General features: G+C 46.0%; 16 protein-coding genes. 15 read left to right on the forward strand and 1 reads right to left on the reverse strand.

The window, feature by feature from the left end; all coding sequences use genetic code 11:
* The first annotated feature begins 1230 nt into the window (after window positions 1–1230).
* From traN to C1N59_RS21975, 13 genes are all read left to right on the forward strand, one after another.
* A complete protein-coding gene (traN, locus tag C1N59_RS21915) occupies window positions 1231–1608 on the forward strand; it encodes a conjugal transfer protein TraN (protein ID WP_394522091.1) in 378 nt (125 codons plus the stop codon).
* A gap of 137 nt (window positions 1609–1745) precedes the next feature.
* Window positions 1746–3335 (forward strand): TraU family protein, encoded by a 1590-nt coding sequence (locus C1N59_RS21920; protein ID WP_394522058.1) that lies wholly within the window; start codon window positions 1746–1748, stop codon window positions 3333–3335.
* 150 nt (window positions 3336–3485) lie between these two features.
* Window positions 3486–3887: a hypothetical protein gene (locus C1N59_RS21925; RefSeq protein WP_394522059.1), complete on the forward strand. Its 402-nt coding sequence runs from the start codon at window positions 3486–3488 to the stop codon at window positions 3885–3887.
* 2 nt (window positions 3888–3889) lie between these two features.
* Entirely contained in the window at window positions 3890–4150 is a 261-nt protein-coding gene (locus tag C1N59_RS21930; RefSeq protein WP_394522060.1) for a hypothetical protein, read from the forward strand.
* A complete protein-coding gene (locus C1N59_RS21935; protein WP_394522061.1) occupies window positions 4147–4887 on the forward strand; it encodes a type-F conjugative transfer system pilin assembly protein TrbC in 741 nt (246 codons plus the stop codon). Before C1N59_RS21930 ends, C1N59_RS21935 begins: the two co-directional genes overlap by 4 nt.
* Window positions 4887–5351 carry a S26 family signal peptidase gene (locus C1N59_RS21940; protein WP_394522062.1) on the forward strand — a complete coding sequence of 155 codons (465 nt, stop codon included), beginning with the start codon at window positions 4887–4889 and terminating at the stop codon, window positions 5349–5351. The genes C1N59_RS21935 and C1N59_RS21940 overlap by 1 nt, the downstream gene beginning before the upstream one ends.
* A gap of 48 nt (window positions 5352–5399) precedes the next feature.
* Window positions 5400–6248, forward strand: coding sequence for a conjugal transfer protein TraF (locus C1N59_RS21945; RefSeq protein WP_394522063.1), 849 nt, complete (start codon window positions 5400–5402; stop codon window positions 6246–6248).
* Complete coding sequence (traF, locus tag C1N59_RS21950; RefSeq protein ID WP_394522064.1) at window positions 6245–6727, forward strand: conjugal transfer protein TraF; 483 nt, start codon at window positions 6245–6247, stop codon at window positions 6725–6727. Before C1N59_RS21945 ends, traF begins: the two co-directional genes overlap by 4 nt.
* Window positions 6724–8109, forward strand: coding sequence for a conjugal transfer protein TraH (locus C1N59_RS21955; protein WP_394522065.1), 1386 nt, complete (start codon window positions 6724–6726; stop codon window positions 8107–8109). Before traF ends, C1N59_RS21955 begins: the two co-directional genes overlap by 4 nt.
* Entirely contained in the window at window positions 8106–11897 is a 3792-nt protein-coding gene (locus tag C1N59_RS21960) for a conjugal transfer protein TraG N-terminal domain-containing protein (RefSeq protein ID WP_394522066.1), read from the forward strand. Before C1N59_RS21955 ends, C1N59_RS21960 begins: the two co-directional genes overlap by 4 nt.
* Window positions 11898–11998: 101 nt before the next feature.
* Window positions 11999–12277 (forward strand): hypothetical protein, encoded by a 279-nt coding sequence (locus C1N59_RS21965; RefSeq protein ID WP_394522067.1) that lies wholly within the window; start codon window positions 11999–12001, stop codon window positions 12275–12277.
* Between the two features lie 100 nt (window positions 12278–12377).
* Window positions 12378–12734, forward strand: a complete 357-nt coding sequence (locus C1N59_RS21970; protein WP_394522068.1) for a hypothetical protein — start codon at window positions 12378–12380, stop codon at window positions 12732–12734.
* 1 nt (window position 12735) lies between these two features.
* A complete protein-coding gene (locus C1N59_RS21975; protein ID WP_394522069.1) occupies window positions 12736–13239 on the forward strand; it encodes a hypothetical protein in 504 nt (167 codons plus the stop codon).
* Between the two features lie 1057 nt (window positions 13240–14296).
* Here C1N59_RS21975 and hha read toward each other — a convergent pair.
* Complete coding sequence (hha, locus tag C1N59_RS21980; RefSeq protein WP_394522070.1) at window positions 14297–14500, reverse strand: hemolysin expression modulator Hha; 204 nt, start codon at window positions 14498–14500, stop codon at window positions 14297–14299.
* Between the two features lie 280 nt (window positions 14501–14780).
* On the opposite strand from hha, the gene C1N59_RS21985 reads away from it, so the two are divergent.
* Together C1N59_RS21985 and C1N59_RS21990 are read left to right on the forward strand one after the other, a co-directional pair.
* The gene (locus C1N59_RS21985) at window positions 14781–15212 is read left to right on the forward strand and encodes a hypothetical protein (protein WP_394522071.1); all 432 of its coding nucleotides are present in this window, start codon (window positions 14781–14783) and stop codon (window positions 15210–15212) included.
* A 114-nt stretch (window positions 15213–15326) separates the two neighbouring features.
* On the forward strand, window positions 15327–15755 hold the full coding sequence (locus C1N59_RS21990; protein ID WP_394551320.1) for a helix-turn-helix domain-containing protein: 429 nt from the start codon (window positions 15327–15329) through the stop codon (window positions 15753–15755).
* The last annotated feature ends 345 nt before the right edge of the window (window positions 15756–16100 follow it).

The raw sequence follows: 16100 nt of genomic DNA on the forward strand, positions 1-16100 counted from the left end.
ATGGAATTAATCAAAAGGCTCTTGAGTGCAATTTTAATATGCACGTACTTGTCTGTGTTTGTGTACGTGCCAGTGAGCGCCGCGCAAGACACTCCTGCCCCGAATTATGCCTGTGGCATAGACAAAAATGGTGATGGCAGTTTCGATACCGAAGGTGAATATGCTACGTGTTTAAACCGAACTAACATATTAACCGTAGGGCCAACGCACTCCTGTCCTGCTGGATATACAATGAACGGAAGCACTTGTATCCGCCAGGAAAACTCGCCGCCATCATTCAGTTGCCCTTCTGGCTACACTCAAAACGGTACGAAATGCACGGTCCATTACAGCAAACCGGCATCGACCAGTGCCGACCCATACACCTGTAGCGATCCGAGCCATATGTACTGGGGAACCGCATGGTCGTCAAGAAAATATATAGGACAGGCGTTCTGTGCTGACACTCCTGAACGCTGGACTGAGCTGATGAACAAAAAAAACCGATGTGATCTTATGAACGGCTATTGGCCCTCATGCGACCCGGCTATGGATCGGTTTATCCAGAATGGCTGGCTGGTTCCTTACGTGAATAAATACTGCGAACCCGGCTGGACGCCTTCAGGTGAACAATGTACCCAGGACGTGACTCAAGATGCGGTAATGGTCTGCCCTCCAAACTATAACTACGTTAACGGATCATGCGTTTTCGTCAGCATGACACCGGAAACTATTTCATGCCCTACCGGTTATTCGCTACAAAACAATATCTGTTCAAAAACCGAGCAGTCGATTGTTTGTCCTCTTGGCAATGCAACCTGTGTTGATCTGACTCAGAATAAACCCTTTGATGAGGGTAACGTTGATGGGACTCAGCTTGTTGATGACGGCAAAAAGAACGAGGAGGGAGTCTGTCTCGATCAGGTTCTTATCTTCAATGGTCGTGGTGCTGACTGTAAGCTTGCAGGTGTAAGCACAGCTTTCAAAAACTGCTGCAAAAGCGAAGGCAAGGTGTACTCAGACGATGCCGGACCTTATACAACCGTGCTTCAGGCAGCAAGTATGGTTAAGGACGTCTATGCAGCCGCACAGGAAGCCTATCTTTATTATTCTGTAGCTATGCAGGCAACGGCAGACGTGGCTGTTGCCTCCTCAATGGCCGCAGACGCATTCGTAAATGCCATGATGGCATCTATGAACCCTGCCACAATAGCCATTGCTATAGCCGTCCACTTTGTTATGCAGTATCTGATGAAAGCCTGTGATCAGATGTCTATGGAGACCGCAATGGAGGCTGATTCCGGCATGTGCCACGAAGTAGGCACATATTGTAAGAAGAAAGTTCCACTGATAGGGTGCGTCCAGAAAGCAAAAACATATTGTTGCTACAACAGCATACTGGCCCGAATTATCCAGGAGCAGGGCAGACCACAACTTAAAACATTTAACGGCTGGGGTTCACCTCAAGCTCCTGAATGTCGCGGTTTTACCCCTGAAGAATTTCAGAATCTTGATTTCAGCAAAATCAATCTCGATGAGTATGTTCAAACGATGGTGCATGCGGCCACCGCTGAGATACAGCAAAATGTGACGACCATAACGCAAAGTTTTTACGATAAAACCAACTAAGAAACATTCAAGCGCCCGTCCTGACGGGCGCTTGATTTATGCAAATCCTCCCACTGATATCATTAATTAAAAACTCGCCTATCAACTAAATCAATTTTACCTTATGATACTAATATGTATCACAGGATGGATTGATAATGACCAAGTTTAATGTTCGCATAGCTGCATTACTCCTAAGCGTAAGTAGCAGCGTAAGCGCCTCTCAAGACGTGATCGGGCAGGTTTATTCAATTGATGAGCCAGATGCACTGACTGAAGTTCAAAACCGCGTAGCCAGCGTCAATTGGGAAAAAGAGCTAAACAAAAACCGCGACGACTGGGCTGCGTTTAAAGGTGTTCGCCTTCCTACAGCCCAGCAGGATAGCACACGAACGTTTATCCCGTTTTACACTTCCACCGTGGACGTACCGGATAAAGAAGGGCGCATACTCTATCCGAAAGGGTACACTTTTAATCCTCTGACATACGTCAAGCTGCCTCAACGCATCGTAGTTATTTCTCCGGGACAGGAAGACTGGCTGAAGGATCACGTCACAGACACAGACATGATTCTCTTTACCCACGGCGACGTTATCACCAAAGGTAAGGCAATAGGCCGCACAGCGTTTATCCTGGACGATTCAGTCAGAAAGCGTCTCGATATTCGTGTAACCCCTTCGATTGTCCATCAGGAAGGCGCTCGCCTGGTTATTCAGGAGTTTGCTTGGAATCCTCAGAAATTACGGTCTACCGCATTGCTTCGTTCGCTGGGAAGCGATGTTAGGGGCGCGGGGGATACGCTCTTAACCTCGATGTTTAACTCCCTGATCACCCCCGCGCATGCAGAGTGTAATAGTCAGTTTATAAATCCTGTCACCGATATTGGCTGGAGTTGCATTTTTCCTATGCGTATAGCCGGTGTTCAGATCGTAAATGGTGAAGAAAACCCTTCTTCTACTAATAGCCCCATATGCATCTGTAAAGGCGGCACCATCGCAACGCTTGGCCTGCGAACCTCATTTTGGGAGCCGAAACGCATTATCGACACCGTCAGTGATCCTTACTGCATGATGCCGTTGGGAGTTGCGCTGAACACTCCGGTTCCCGGCACATTGTCAGGTGGCCTCAACGAAAACAACACTTCAAAGCGCGCCTTCCAGCAAGCCCATTACTACATTTTCCCAGCGTGGAAAATCTTGAATATGTTCTATGACATTCCCTGTCTGGATGATGAAGGGTATGACGTTGCGATGATGACGGAGATTTTGCCGCAGTGGAATAACGACGTTCTGAGCCTGATCATTAATCCTGAAGCGGTACTGTTTGCTAATCCAATCTCAACCATCACCTGTTCTGCTGATGCAGCACTGGCGACCTATGGCATGCCAAATAATCTCCTGTTCTGGTGTATGGGGTCATGGGGCAATGCATACCCGCTTTCCGGTGCCATTACGAGCACAGACTACGTAGAAGCCAATGCCGGTATCGCTGCGCGAACCATTTTCATGATGGGAAGGCTGGGCCTGCTATGGAATACCTCTGAAGACGGGTGTTACCGCGAACTCGCACCTATCTGGCGTAAGGACCGCTTCAAGCTTCAGATGATGCGCCCGACCCGTGCATCAGCGTGTGTCCCCATTGGGCGTGAAGGCTTGCTCTGGGACAGCATGAAACACAATCCGCGCAAAGATAACTTCATGTGGATGATGTTTGAAAAGAAAGATTGCTGCATTCGCTATCAGGGCTAAGAAGTTGCGCATGCGCAACAAAAGGAAAACATGAAACCTTTATTCATTTTGAAAAACTATCGTATTGACACATCTCCTTGTCTATGACGATTTCCTTTTTAAAAGATGAATTTTGATTGAGTCAACGACTCCTGAAAGAGAATTACAGATATGTGCAAATTACTTAAAGCGATAAATAACACGGGTGTAATTATTTACCCTGTCATGTTCTATTATGCTTTTCTAATGGTCATTTCCCTTGCTATGAGATCATCATTACTCCCTGCTGACTTTATTTTTATTAGATTCCACTTTCTTTTATCAGTGCTGCTTGTCTTCTGCCTGTGGGCTGGTCGGGATAAAAAGCATGCAGCGTTGGCCTCCATCGCTGGAGTTCTGGCACCTCTGGTTATTATGGCAGTATGGTTTCTGCTTAAAGCTTTCGTGCTTTATTCACAGATAGAGTGGACGCCAGAAAGCTTCAGAGAAGCAATTTCTTTTTCGGGACTATTCGGCGTTCTGTCTCCGATCCTTTTCATTAATTCAGCAAATCTCAAGTTCGGGAAAAAATGAGAATGAAAAAAACAGAATTAGCCAATGACAAAGGTGGAAAAGTCGTCATGACGGCTTTGAAGTTCGCCGTCATGATTTTACTGGCAATGGCATTGTTTCTTTCAACTATGTGCTTTATTTGCCTGACTGATCTTTTTCAACCGATAAATAAGTTTTTTGGCGTGGACGTAGACAGCATGAAAATATCATTCACGTATAGCCTCATCAATTCTTTATGGCTATCTCATACTATCGTCAACCTGAAGTGGAATAAAATGCCATGAACAACAGGATTATTATTTCGTTAGCTCTGGTTGCTTCCTTTGGCGTATACGCAGCAGGGAACAGTATTTCTATCACTCCTGAAATGATGAAATCTGCTCAAGATGCGGTGAAAAGCCAAGGCGAAAAACTGAAAGACTTCGATGTTCAGCATGCAGAAGATATGGCCAGGAAAATTTCTGATTATTCGAACAGCACTGATTTTCGACAAAAACAAAACGCACTCAAATCGCAAGTCTATAAAACAGCCGGTTTAGACGAAAATAGCGATTCAGAAAAAGGACCTGAGCTTGTATCAGATCAGGTTGTATTGTTTGTATCCAGTAGCATGCCTATTCAGACACTACGTAATTACGCTCGCGACCTCGCTAAAGTAAATGGCGTAATGGTACTGCGGGGGTCGGTGGGTGGTATCAGTAAAATAGGCGCGACTATGAAATTGACCCATGATGCGCTTCGTGCTGATCCCACTTGTGAAGGAGCGAATTGCAAAATGTGGGCTACTCAAATGCTGATTGATCCGGTTATTTTCCGCGTATATGGCATAAATCAAGTTCCTGCCCTTATCTATCAGCCAAATATGCATATTCAAAGCTATTGCGATGGCTTGGAAAACATTAACCGCGCTTCCTCCGTTATTTATGGTGACGCCTCGCTTAAGGGCATGCTGAATCGCATGAATCAGCTTAATCCTGACGAGAAAGTTCAGGCATTGATTAAAAAACTGGAAAAAGCCTGATGAAAACGGAAGACAGAAAATCACTCAGTGTCGCCGTGCTACTCATCTGTATGGGCATTGGTTCATTCACAATGAATCACATTCTTATCCCTGCTACCCACAGCATTAAATACAGGGTGCTCTGGCGGTCTGGCGGCATTCCTTCAGCGCAGAACGAATACGTGATGTTTGAGCATAACGATCCCTATCTGCCTGAAGGTGAAACGCACCTGGTTAAACGTCTGGGCTGCATCGAAGGGCAGTACCTGAGCAAGCTAAACCGTCAGTTTTATTGTGATGGCGATGAAATAGCAATTGCTGCGGTTCAGGACTCGACTGGAACGGCCCTGCCTGTTTTCTCATTCACCGGACTAATTCCTAAAGGGAAAGCCTTTGCCGTAGGTGATACCGACAAGAGCTATGACAGCCGGTACTGGGGATTCATGGATATCAGCAAAGCCGAGCGGCTGACGCCGATTTTCTGATGATTGCGCATGCGCAACTTTTCACGCTCTGACCAACAGGTGATGACAATGAAATTAAAACAACTCAGCTTCGTAATGGTGATGCTGCTATGTAGCTCAGCGCAAGCGAGTGTCGGGCAGAATGGAGAGCAGAGCACACCTAAACATGGCTTGTTCTGGTACGAAACACCTAAGAAGCCTGATGAAGTAAAAGAAGAAGAGAAACATCCACGCCCGGTGGTTCCGTCTTCAGACGCGCTTTTTAAAATGCATCCAAAAGATATACAGGCGTTACTTGATGAAACGCGTGATTATGCCGTGTTTAAGCTTACACCTGATGCTGTACTCGATTACTACAAAGTTCAGGATGCAGCCCGCCGCAAAGCGGCAGCTTATACCAACCTTACCGGCTACGTGATGCTTGAAAATCCGCAATACAACGCGGCGCAGGATTATCCAATCACCAATCCGGGTACAGCGGAGAAAAAGCGCGAACGTGAAGCATCGATTGGCGCAAACCTGTCCCGTAACGCGAATGCTTATGCACTTTTCTATTTCACGGAGCCTGACTGCGGCTTATGCACTCAGCAGTCACACATTTTAGAAAACTTTCAGCGCGAAACAGGATGGTATATCAAGCAGATTGATATTAAAGCTCACCCCGAAGCCCGAGCCAAATTCAAGATCGACCGTGCGCCTGTGACAGTGCTTATTAAGAAGAATGTGCCTGATAAATGGATGCCGGTGTCAGTAGGCGTTGACTCGCTCGATAACCTCCGAACCAGCGTTTACAACATGACACGCCTGCTTAACGGAGAAACAGATCCCCGCCAGTTCTTTACTAGTGAAAAACAGCAGGGTGGTTTCTTTGACCCCCTCAAACAAATCAATAATCCAGCACAGGATGTCACACCATGATTATATCTCGCCGTCAGTTTGTTGCCGGAGTCATTGGCCTGGGTGCAGCACTACCGGCTTTAGCCTCTTTACCGATGAAGCCTATTGCGTCCGTGCTGGATAGGCTGGCAAGTCAGAACAATCGCTATGCCCTGCTTTATTTCGTCCAGGAAGGGTGCCCGTATTGTGCGAAAGAACAACCGATTATCTCTGCGTTCAGTCAGCGCACGGGATGGTACGTAAAAGAAGTCGATATTCGTCGTCAGCCCGAAGTGCGCACCAAATTTAACGTTACAAACACTCCAACCATTGTACTCATCAAACACGATATGGACTCGCGCTCTTGGCAGCCCGTTTCTTATGGGTTTGCAGATGCTGGAGCGCTTGTTAACAGCATTTACGGGATTACCCGAGTCCTTAACGGTGAAGCTCCGGCACAAGAACTCAACAGCCTTGTAATGCAGGGGCAATCAACATCCTATAGCGGAGAGCAACAATGAACCTGGCAAAACTGTTATTTACCGCAACGCTGGCTGTCAGTTCATTACCATGCCTGGCTGCGAATTGGGCGGATAAATGGTTCGATAATGCTGTATATGACTCTCCGAGCAGTTTTGAATCACAGAAGCGAGGCTACTACACGATGGGCGGATTTACCGCTCGAACGACGAGCAGCACAGACTATCCCGTAACAATCTCACCACCTCGATTATCAGTCGGTTGCGGCGGCATTGACGGCTTTTTGGGAGGGTACTCTTTCCTTGACCCGGATTATCTCGTCGAAAAGGCGCAACGCGCCATGCAGGCGGCTCCATACGTTGCTTTCGATATGGCGTTGAAAACTATGTGCAAGGAATGTGCTGATACGCTTGGGAAGATAGAGCAAATAACTAACTTTCTTAACGGCATTCAGCTTAATGAGTGTGCTATGGCTAAGCCAATCGCAACGGCTATGGTCGATCAAGATCCAGAAGCGCTGAAGGGGCTTTGGACCGAAATGACCGGCACAAAAAACCTGAATGAAGCTGCTGATCGCATGTGGTCTGATACAACAAGCAAAATTAAAGCGAACAACGACAACCCAATTGCGAACCTGAATGAAATGATTGCCGGTTGTCCTGCTGATTTCCGCGACCTCATGCGTAATGGTTCAATCGTGCAACGCGCCGCTGATAAAGTTGGGATGGGGGATTACGCTGACACTATCCGAGGCTACCTTGGTGACGTCTGGATTGACGCTAAATCAAACAACAAGATCCCTATGGCCGTAACCGTAACTGCATGCCCTCAGAACCAGAAATACAGCCTGGACGATATGCTTAACGGTCGCGTTTACATTAAAACGCAAGATAAACAATGTGTACCTTCTGGCTCCCGCCCGGTTCGCACGGTTGTGTATCAGAAAATGCAAAGCATCGTGGACCACATCAAGGCATCGCAGCCGTTATCAACAGATGACCAGGCATTTATCAAGAATACCAATATGCCCGTCTATTCCATCCTTAAAGAGGCAGTCGTGCGCGGCGAAAGCGACGTAATGCTTGGCACTCTGTCAGAGCTTGTTGGCCTTAATTACACGTATTTCATTTTCACCGACCTTTACCGCAATACACAAAACACCTTCGATAAGGTGAATGAAATGGTTTCAATGCCTCTTTCCGATCCGAATGCCGGTTCGAAGCCATGCCGTATGGACTTATTCAAACCGGCTGTAGCCAAGTTTGATGACCTTATCAAGCAGGCGCGCGATGCCAGCGGTAAGGTTGAGCAGGCTTATAACAGCCGCCTGCAATCCTACATGCTGAATAAAGACTTCAGTCAGTCATTTGAAAAAGATGAGCGGCAGCGCGGTCGCGATTGGGCGGGAGCAAACCTGAAATGATTAAAAAGAATCTACTGCTGTTTACCGTTCTGGCGGGGCTAAGCCCCGCTGCATTCGCCTTTGACACTGACTATGTTGTCATGGGCGGATTTGAAACTGTCGTGAATGCTTTTGTCCGGCTAAAGCTTATCTTCAATGACAATCAGTATACGATGCTGATATCAGCTTTTATTTTCATGGGTATTGCCGCAGCTTTGCTTACCAAAAGCGCCAAAAGCGGGATCGAGTATCTTGAAACCGGCAAAGCACAGATGGGGATGGGATGGCTTGCAATGGCCGTCATGGGAACCCTGTTCTATGTCGGGCTGGTACAGCCTAAAGGTACAGTCCACATTTATGACCAATCCCGAAATCAGTATCAGGCCGTCAGCGGTATTCCTGACTTTCTTACCGTAACTGCGAGACTGACTAACTCTGTTTACCAGGCATTCGTAGATTTCTCTAATCGGGACACGGCTTCCACTACCCGTTTTACGGGTGAGGGTATGGCCGTAAAAATGCTTATGAACGTAGTTTCACGCAATGGAGCGCCGTTTGACTCATATCTTACCGACAACGTAAAAGCACTCTGGCGGCAATGTGAACCTATTGCAGAGTCCCGAGGTTTTGATCCGCGCACCGTTAAATCGGGAGCTAATGCTCTGGACGTAGTGACGGCACTCAGTCCGTTACGAAATCAGGCGGCTTACACGGTATGGTACAGCAGTTCAAATCCCGGTGGCGCAACGGTAACGTGTGATCAGTCGTATACCTCCCTCAAAGGCGCATTGGGTAGTCCCGCAGCCTATGATGCACGACTGAGGGATATCTGTGTGAAAAGCGGATACGCTGTCTCTGACAGCGCTCAGTACGTCGATTGTAAGAACCGACTTGAAAGCTCGATTCAGACCATTTTCGGATCTAGCTCTCTCTCGCTTAACAGCATTATGAGCAACGTTCTGGTATCGCAAGGTATCACCGATGCACTTATCGAAAACAATCCTGAAGTTGCAGCTTCAATGGTGGCTAATCGCTCAATGATGAACAGCGGGTTAGCGGATGCCATGACTAACCCGGAGTGGATGTCTACGATAATGGCCGCTGTGCTGGCTATTATCCTCGCTATCACTCCGATGCTGCTTTTACTGGTTTTCACCCCTCTGATGGCAAAGGCGCTGACCCTTCTATTCGGTCTTTGGGTCTTTATCACGACCTGGCAGATTGCTGACGTTATGCTTTTGCAGGCCAGCACAGACGAAATCCTGACTGTAATGAACGAAGTTAAGAATTATGGATTGGGGATCGACTCAATGCAGCTTGCGCCTACGGCTGCAATGAAAGCAATGTCTGTTATGGGGTCTGCGCGTACAAGCGCCGTACAAATTGCCACTCTTGTTGCGGGTATATTTGGAGTCAGTGCCTTTGGCCTGAGTGCTTTTGGTCAACGTGCCCTGTCTAACCTTGACCGTATCAGTAATGAAGTTGGTGACAAAACGCTGACGCCAGAGGGACGCGGCCACTTAATCAATGATATCAGCGGCGGCATGGCAACTCAGCAAGTCCTTAACACAGCAGGTATTGATGCCATGTCCAATACCAGCATGCTTGGACAGATGAAAGATATAAGCGCTTCCAGTGCCCAGATTCAGGGCTTGGGTAACGGCAGTGTTGAAACCGCAGCACAAAGAATAGGGCAAGTGCAGGGAGGCAGACAGGTTGGCGAGGTTAGCGGGTACGAAACAGCCCTGCCAAACATGTCGGGTGCTGAAAGCGCGGCTGTTGCATCAAAAACCAGTGCACAGCACGAAGCAGGTAACGCTCTTGGTCAAATTGAATCAGCAGGTGCAGCTAACCTCAGTGTGGGTGAGCAGGCAAGGGTGACGGGTGCTGCGTCAGGCGTTATGCAGACCGCTGATGCACAATCCAACATAGCTAACGCAGGCGGCACCCTCGCAAATCTACATAAACAGCAAAAACAGGTTCATGGTACGGAACGTCAGACTGAAATCGGTACATCCGCAGGTACGCAGCAGGCAGCGAATGCGGCTGGTCTATCGGTTACTGATATGACTGCCAAGAAAACCAGCGTCAATCAGTCATCTGACCTGGGGCATTCACAAGGCATTCTCGATGCAGCCGGTGGCAGTCTCGCAAATGTACAGTCCCGCGAAAGCTACGTTGCAAGTACAGGCAGTGCAGAAAGCAAAGGCCATGCTGATTCGTTGCATAATGCATTTGGCGGTAACGGCGGTATTGAGAGCGGTATCGCTGCAATGCAGACCGAGCAGACAAAACAGCATGCGGTTGATATGCAGCGCCAGGCAGAGTTAGTGAATACCCTGCAACAGCGGGACGAAAACGGGGTGGCTCATAAAACTGAAGGCGAGGCACGTCGAGATTTGTCCGATGCGAATGGCGCACAGACTGCCGGTGCCCTCAGAGCACACGACGGAGACGGTAAAGCCGTTGAAGACACGGCAGCGTATGACGCTACCAAGCATCGTTCGCAGAACATCGGTGAACAGAAAGCGCTTTCAGCAAACGGGGTTGAAGCAACACAGCACTTTGAGCGTGGTGGGGAAATTAGTACGGAACGCGGTATTGCGGGGCAGAATCAGTTCGATGAACTCAGTAAACCACTCGGAGGCGATCAGCAACTTGCAGCGGCAGAAGCTGGTTCTGGTGTGCATCTTGCCGTTAACGCTGCGCAGGCAGAATCGCTCAATAAAAGTGGTCTTATTGACGCGCGTCAGGCTGCAAGCGTACCGGATGGAGGCGCGGCAAAAGTGGACCTGGCTCTTGCACGGAATCCGAAAGGTGAACTTTCTTCCACCGGTTCGGTTCACAGCGGCCACAGTATATCCAGAGATAACTCAACTAAAGACGACAGCAGCTATTCAGTTAATAAAGGGATTGATACGGGCGGTGACAACAGTGGCCGCACGGTGCTCCAAGATCCACAGAGTGTGCTGGGGCTGATTAAGCAAAGTAACGCTAATCGTCCGGGATCTGCACCGGAAGTCCTGGCGAATGAGGCTGCGCGAAATATGGCTTCAATTCGCTCTGCATCGAATGAAGGCAATACTTCAACAAGCATTTCGGGCGGTGTTAACGCCGGTAAAGGTGTAGCAGGTGGTTTGCTGGGTGCCAGCGCGGGGGCAAATGCGTCCCATACTGACACAGACACCGAGAGAACAAATGCTATGTACGGTGCTTATCTGAACGAGGCTCAGGCAATGCAGGCGGCAGGGCTGCGTGAGGCTAATAAACTGGGTCTTCACGGTGATGCTAAACAGAACTATGTGGACGATTATACAGCCCGCGAATTTGCAAATTATTACGGTCAGAATTTACGAACTGCAAATTCTGATTCGATGGAGTCCGGTCTTTCTACTCGTCAGAATAAATTCAATGAAACGTGGAATGAAAAGAACGGTATGAATGACAGACCAACCGCACCCGTTATCCCTACAAATGAAAAGGGAGAAACGCAAATGATTTCACCACAGGAGTATCTATGGCGACAGCAACAGAACGGGGCGGTAAGAACGGCGTCAGAACAAGTCACTGAGCAGGTTAATCAGGAAAAGGCAAATTCATCAACCAGCGAACCACGGGCACCAGATTATACGCCGCCTAATGTACAGACAATAGTACGGGTCAGAAAGGCAGATGCAGGCGAGGGCGAGTCACCCGAGGCAAGCAGTCACGATGATACGGGCGCACATCCGCCAGTAAATACCGGTACAGCTTCAGCCGGTATTCCTATTGCTAATTCAGCCAAGGATAACCCAAAAGCCCCGAAATAATACCTCATGCCCAAGGACGGGCTGTTTAAAAACACAGTATTATTTGCTACCTGGATAGATTCATGCTAAAAATAAGATATGGCTAAAAAAAGGACAGAATAATGAAAAAATGGCTGACGAAATTAATGACTGATATTGCTTTTCTGTGGCGAAAAACCCGGAGAAGTGCACGAGTAGTTGCTAAAAGCTGGGCCTCTGGAAACGCGCTATCCCAACTGAATGGTATTGCAAGCCGCAATGGTAAACCGGCAAACTTTGCAGATCCTCTTACCGCCGAAACTTTGGTGAACGGACAACCGGCGCACTTCATTGGACAGAATGTTGCGCATATGAACGCGAGAAGTGAAGCGATGGACGGCGGTCACTATCATCGCGGGTAGCATATGCCGTTGCGCATGCGCAACAATTGACGAGCCAGACCGTTAAGGTTTGGCTTTTTTTTATCCCTCAATGATACATATTAGTATCATAGGTGTTATTATGAATATGCTAAAGAAAACGGCTTCTGCTCTGTTATTAACGGTCATGGCTGCATTACAACAAAGCTATGCAGTCACGGTAAACATTCCCCAGCAATTAACAGCAGGCATGGATAAGGGCAAGTTCATTCAGGAAAGCAGTGGCTTTGACGGCTCCCGTCATGCTGCATACATGCAAGCTGATATGACCTTTTCAAATGTTTGTCGCTCTACGGCAACGATTGAAAACCTGAAACGTATAGCCTCGACGTCTGAGTTTGAGACTCTGTATTCAAAGCTTAAATCGGGACGTATTGTAGGAATGAACGAGAGCAGAAATATTCTTGTAACTGACAAAAAAACTTTTTGCAGAGGGTGATATGACACAATTTGAAGTTAATCTAATTGGCGGGATCTTATTGGCTGCCCTGTTTTACTATCTCAGTATCTACAGGCCCAAGAAATTGATGAGAAAGCCTCAAGATATTCAGCCGCTACTTAAGCAAGCCAATAGCCTAAAGCTGGGAGAAATTTGTTATAAACATTTCTCAGACCAGTTTTATGTTTGCACACAGCAGCCATTTAGTTCTCTCGTTTACTCACCAGGACTCAGTAAAAACGCCAATTTCCAGCAAGAAATGCATCGCCTTGTCGCTGAAGCCGTGTTGATAGATAAGAAAACACGCTTACCGTTTGCCGCAATCATCTTGTCTGGCAAAGATGATGATCGCAAAGGAGCAATAATGGCAGGGGTAGGGGTAGGTTGTCTTATCTTTGCACATGTCGATGATGACTCGGAAATAGTTGAAGGCATAAGGCAGTATCTTAACGAACCTGAAGCTCAGTATTCTTCCGCAACAGCAGTCCCGGTATCAGGACAGTAATGAAAAAAGCCCCTCATCGAGGGGCTTTTCTTTAAAACTCAATTAAACTTTGCGCAAACTTAAATTATTTTTTTGAACGTGGTACTACTGCATTTCTGATAGTTAGAACTACAAGAACGGTCAATACAGCGACTGACTGCCAGAACATGATAGGATCATTCATCATTGCTTCTTTCATAAAACCTCCATTAGTTATTACTCATTACTGAGTATACAACTAAATGACGCCTGTAAAAGATGGCAGGCAAATTTCAAGAAATATCCAACATAAAATAGTTTACTAATTGAAATTAAAGTTATAGCGAACAGACCGCATAATCCTTTGCTTGCTCTGCGGCCAACCGGCACAGCAATAAAAAATGGACATGTGCAAGATACTATGGACAAAATGAACGTGGCCGGGGCAGCACATCTTTCCCTTACCGGGGTTTATAAACTGTACCGTTGTCCCGGCCATCCCCCGATTTAATCCCTTAAGGCAGATGTTCTGCACTACGTAATCATGTCAAAGTAATTTACTTTTTTACAAATCTACCCATACTAAAGACTCACCAAGGAAACGGGTGAGGGCAGACTTGGCAGACTGAGGACGCGTATAGAAGCGGGGAAACCACCCGTCGAAACTCTGAGTACCGTTGTAGCGGTTTTCTGGACAAACTGACAGGCGATAACCTTTATCGTATGATGTGATCGTGAAAGTGTAGCCGTCACTGCTACGGGCCATGAGCGTTCTTCCAGTCATTCAAGGCTCACTGACAGGGTTATGCACCTCACTCTCTACTATCCTTCTTACCCGATTGCATGTGCTCTTTGATTAGAGTGTAAATCAGAAAAGAGCCATATCCAATGGCGATGCAACTCCATAAATAAACTAAGGGTAAAAAAATATCGGCAAGATTCGGACCTAGAGAATCAGGCGACTTACGGGTAAGGTGTTTGTAAATAAATGGAAAGATTACCCCCCATGAAATGCAGAGAGCCGACGAGCAAATATTATCAATTTTTTTATCTGATTCCCGCATGTCAGTATCTCCTAAATCTGACTTTCCATAAAACTCTATTGAACCAGTTTCCAGACGCTCGCTGGAACTTTATCGAATAATTTACCAACTGTAAGCTCAGCTAAGCGGTGGTCAGATGCGGAGTAAAAGACTGATAATTCACTTTCTGAAAGTTCATATTTATTTTTATCGATAACCTTCTCCAGCGTGTCGATCCTATTTATTTTTCTCAACCTGAAAAGCCAATCTTCTCTTGTCATTTTTGTTCCTGAAATATAATCACTGAAATAATTTATAAGCAATCAAAGTGCTTATATGCCAAAGCATTCAACCGCGTCAGTAAAGAACACGTTCTTTTGTATGATCGTACAGCCAATCACACTTTTTTTGGGACTTTTTGGACAGACTGACAAAACATCACGTTCTCATTATGATACATTTTAGTATCACTAACAACAAAAAACGGATAAACTCATGCATAAGAGCAGCATTTCAGACTATGCCTAATTGGAGGGGAGCGTGAAGGACATCTTTGAGAGAATGGCTGAATTGCCTAAAAAAGTACGAAGTTGTTTAGAGTTAGCTTTAGTAATGGTGCTGTCAATTTATCTAACTCACTGGATATGTGATACCTATGACTATCTTCATGAACAAACAATAGAGCAAGATCGTCGTGACTCATTTATCCTGCATGCTCAAAATGAACCTCTACCAGATGATGTAAATAAAAAAATCAACGCAATAGAGATAGCGATGAATGAAAAATTAACTTCTCTTATTAAAGAAAAATATTTAGCATCATCCAGTCAAAAAAATAAAGAAATATATCTTACTCAACAGTGCATCAATGGATTTGCATACGAGGCTAAAACGAATGGACAATTAATAGCTTTGATAATACCAGTTTCATCTGACAACGATAAAGCTTTAAAACCTGCAAGGCAGGTACGTTGCAAAGTCGAATTTTTCTGATGCATATGAATCTACGACTACTACGCATAATCATAATTATGTTAAATATCAACAATTTATCAACATGGCTACGGTGAGAGCTAAGCTTAATTTGTATAGAAGGGAGGCTAATAAATGAGTGATTCTGGGGAAGTGACAAACACGGCCAAAAAGGCAGAACGTGTTTCCTTGAAGAAACTATCAGAGCTTTCTGGTCTTTCAGCAAGGCAATTATCACGCATGGAAGCCGGTTCAAAGACTACTAGTGACTCAACAACCGTAGTCAAAATCGCTAATTCTTTAGGCGTCTCTGTTGAAGAAATTCTTGGTGAAAAAAGACAGTTCCTCAACACAGTTGAATCAAATAACAATCAGCAACGAAGTAGAACAACTTTTGCTGTGTCGATGGTTGAAAAAACGAAACTAGAAATCATTGCTTTAAAGTTGGAAGAAAAAATTGGTTGCAAAGTCAGATGGACCGACATATTACATCGAATGATTGATGATATTGACCTTGAAAAGACGCTTGAGATATTCACAAGTTATGTAAACCCTTCTGATTAGAGAGGATAGGTATGTGCATACTGAAAGATGAATAGGTGATAGCAATGGTAAATATTAGTACGTTGTTTCAATTGAATTATCGATGCTATCGATTTATACGTGTAAGTAATTTTTAACCAAGAGTGATTATTGATGCAAGAAAAACAATTACTGTTAACAATTGCTGGCATTTGGTTATGCAGTTTACTGTTAATGATCATGCGGCCCCGGAGTGACATGCGACCATTATGTATGATGATTTGTATGTTCTGCCCGATGTCACTCATCTTTAACTTTTACTACCCGAGTGATGGTGCTGCTATCCTCACATGGCATTCACCCGTTTCTGGATTTGTAATGTCTGTG

The organism is Pantoea sp. SGAir0183 (genome assembly GCF_043545505.1).

Bases quoted from the DNA above. Each gene is read 5' to 3' on its own strand.
- traN (WP_394522091.1), top strand. From the start codon at position 1,231: ATGAAAGCCTGTGATCAGATGTCTATGGAGACCGCAATGGAGGCTGAT.
- hha (WP_394522070.1), bottom strand. From the start codon at position 14,500: ATGACAAGAGAAGATTGGCTTTTCAGGTTGAGAAAAATAAATAGGATC.
- C1N59_RS21975 (WP_394522069.1), top strand. From the start codon at position 12,736: ATGACACAATTTGAAGTTAATCTAATTGGCGGGATCTTATTGGCTGCC.
- C1N59_RS21990 (WP_394551320.1), top strand. From the start codon at position 15,327: ATGAGTGATTCTGGGGAAGTGACAAACACGGCCAAAAAGGCAGAACGT.
- C1N59_RS21985 (WP_394522071.1), top strand. From the start codon at position 14,781: ATGGCTGAATTGCCTAAAAAAGTACGAAGTTGTTTAGAGTTAGCTTTA.
- C1N59_RS21945 (WP_394522063.1), top strand. From the start codon at position 5,400: ATGAAATTAAAACAACTCAGCTTCGTAATGGTGATGCTGCTATGTAGC.
- C1N59_RS21940 (WP_394522062.1), top strand. From the start codon at position 4,887: ATGAAAACGGAAGACAGAAAATCACTCAGTGTCGCCGTGCTACTCATC.
- C1N59_RS21925 (WP_394522059.1), top strand. From the start codon at position 3,486: ATGTGCAAATTACTTAAAGCGATAAATAACACGGGTGTAATTATTTAC.
- C1N59_RS21965 (WP_394522067.1), top strand. From the start codon at position 11,999: ATGAAAAAATGGCTGACGAAATTAATGACTGATATTGCTTTTCTGTGG.
- C1N59_RS21920 (WP_394522058.1), top strand. From the start codon at position 1,746: ATGACCAAGTTTAATGTTCGCATAGCTGCATTACTCCTAAGCGTAAGT.
- C1N59_RS21930 (WP_394522060.1), top strand. From the start codon at position 3,890: ATGAAAAAAACAGAATTAGCCAATGACAAAGGTGGAAAAGTCGTCATG.
- C1N59_RS21955 (WP_394522065.1), top strand. From the start codon at position 6,724: ATGAACCTGGCAAAACTGTTATTTACCGCAACGCTGGCTGTCAGTTCA.
- traF (WP_394522064.1), top strand. From the start codon at position 6,245: ATGATTATATCTCGCCGTCAGTTTGTTGCCGGAGTCATTGGCCTGGGT.
- C1N59_RS21970 (WP_394522068.1), top strand. From the start codon at position 12,378: ATGAATATGCTAAAGAAAACGGCTTCTGCTCTGTTATTAACGGTCATG.
- C1N59_RS21960 (WP_394522066.1), top strand. From the start codon at position 8,106: ATGATTAAAAAGAATCTACTGCTGTTTACCGTTCTGGCGGGGCTAAGC.
- C1N59_RS21935 (WP_394522061.1), top strand. From the start codon at position 4,147: ATGAACAACAGGATTATTATTTCGTTAGCTCTGGTTGCTTCCTTTGGC.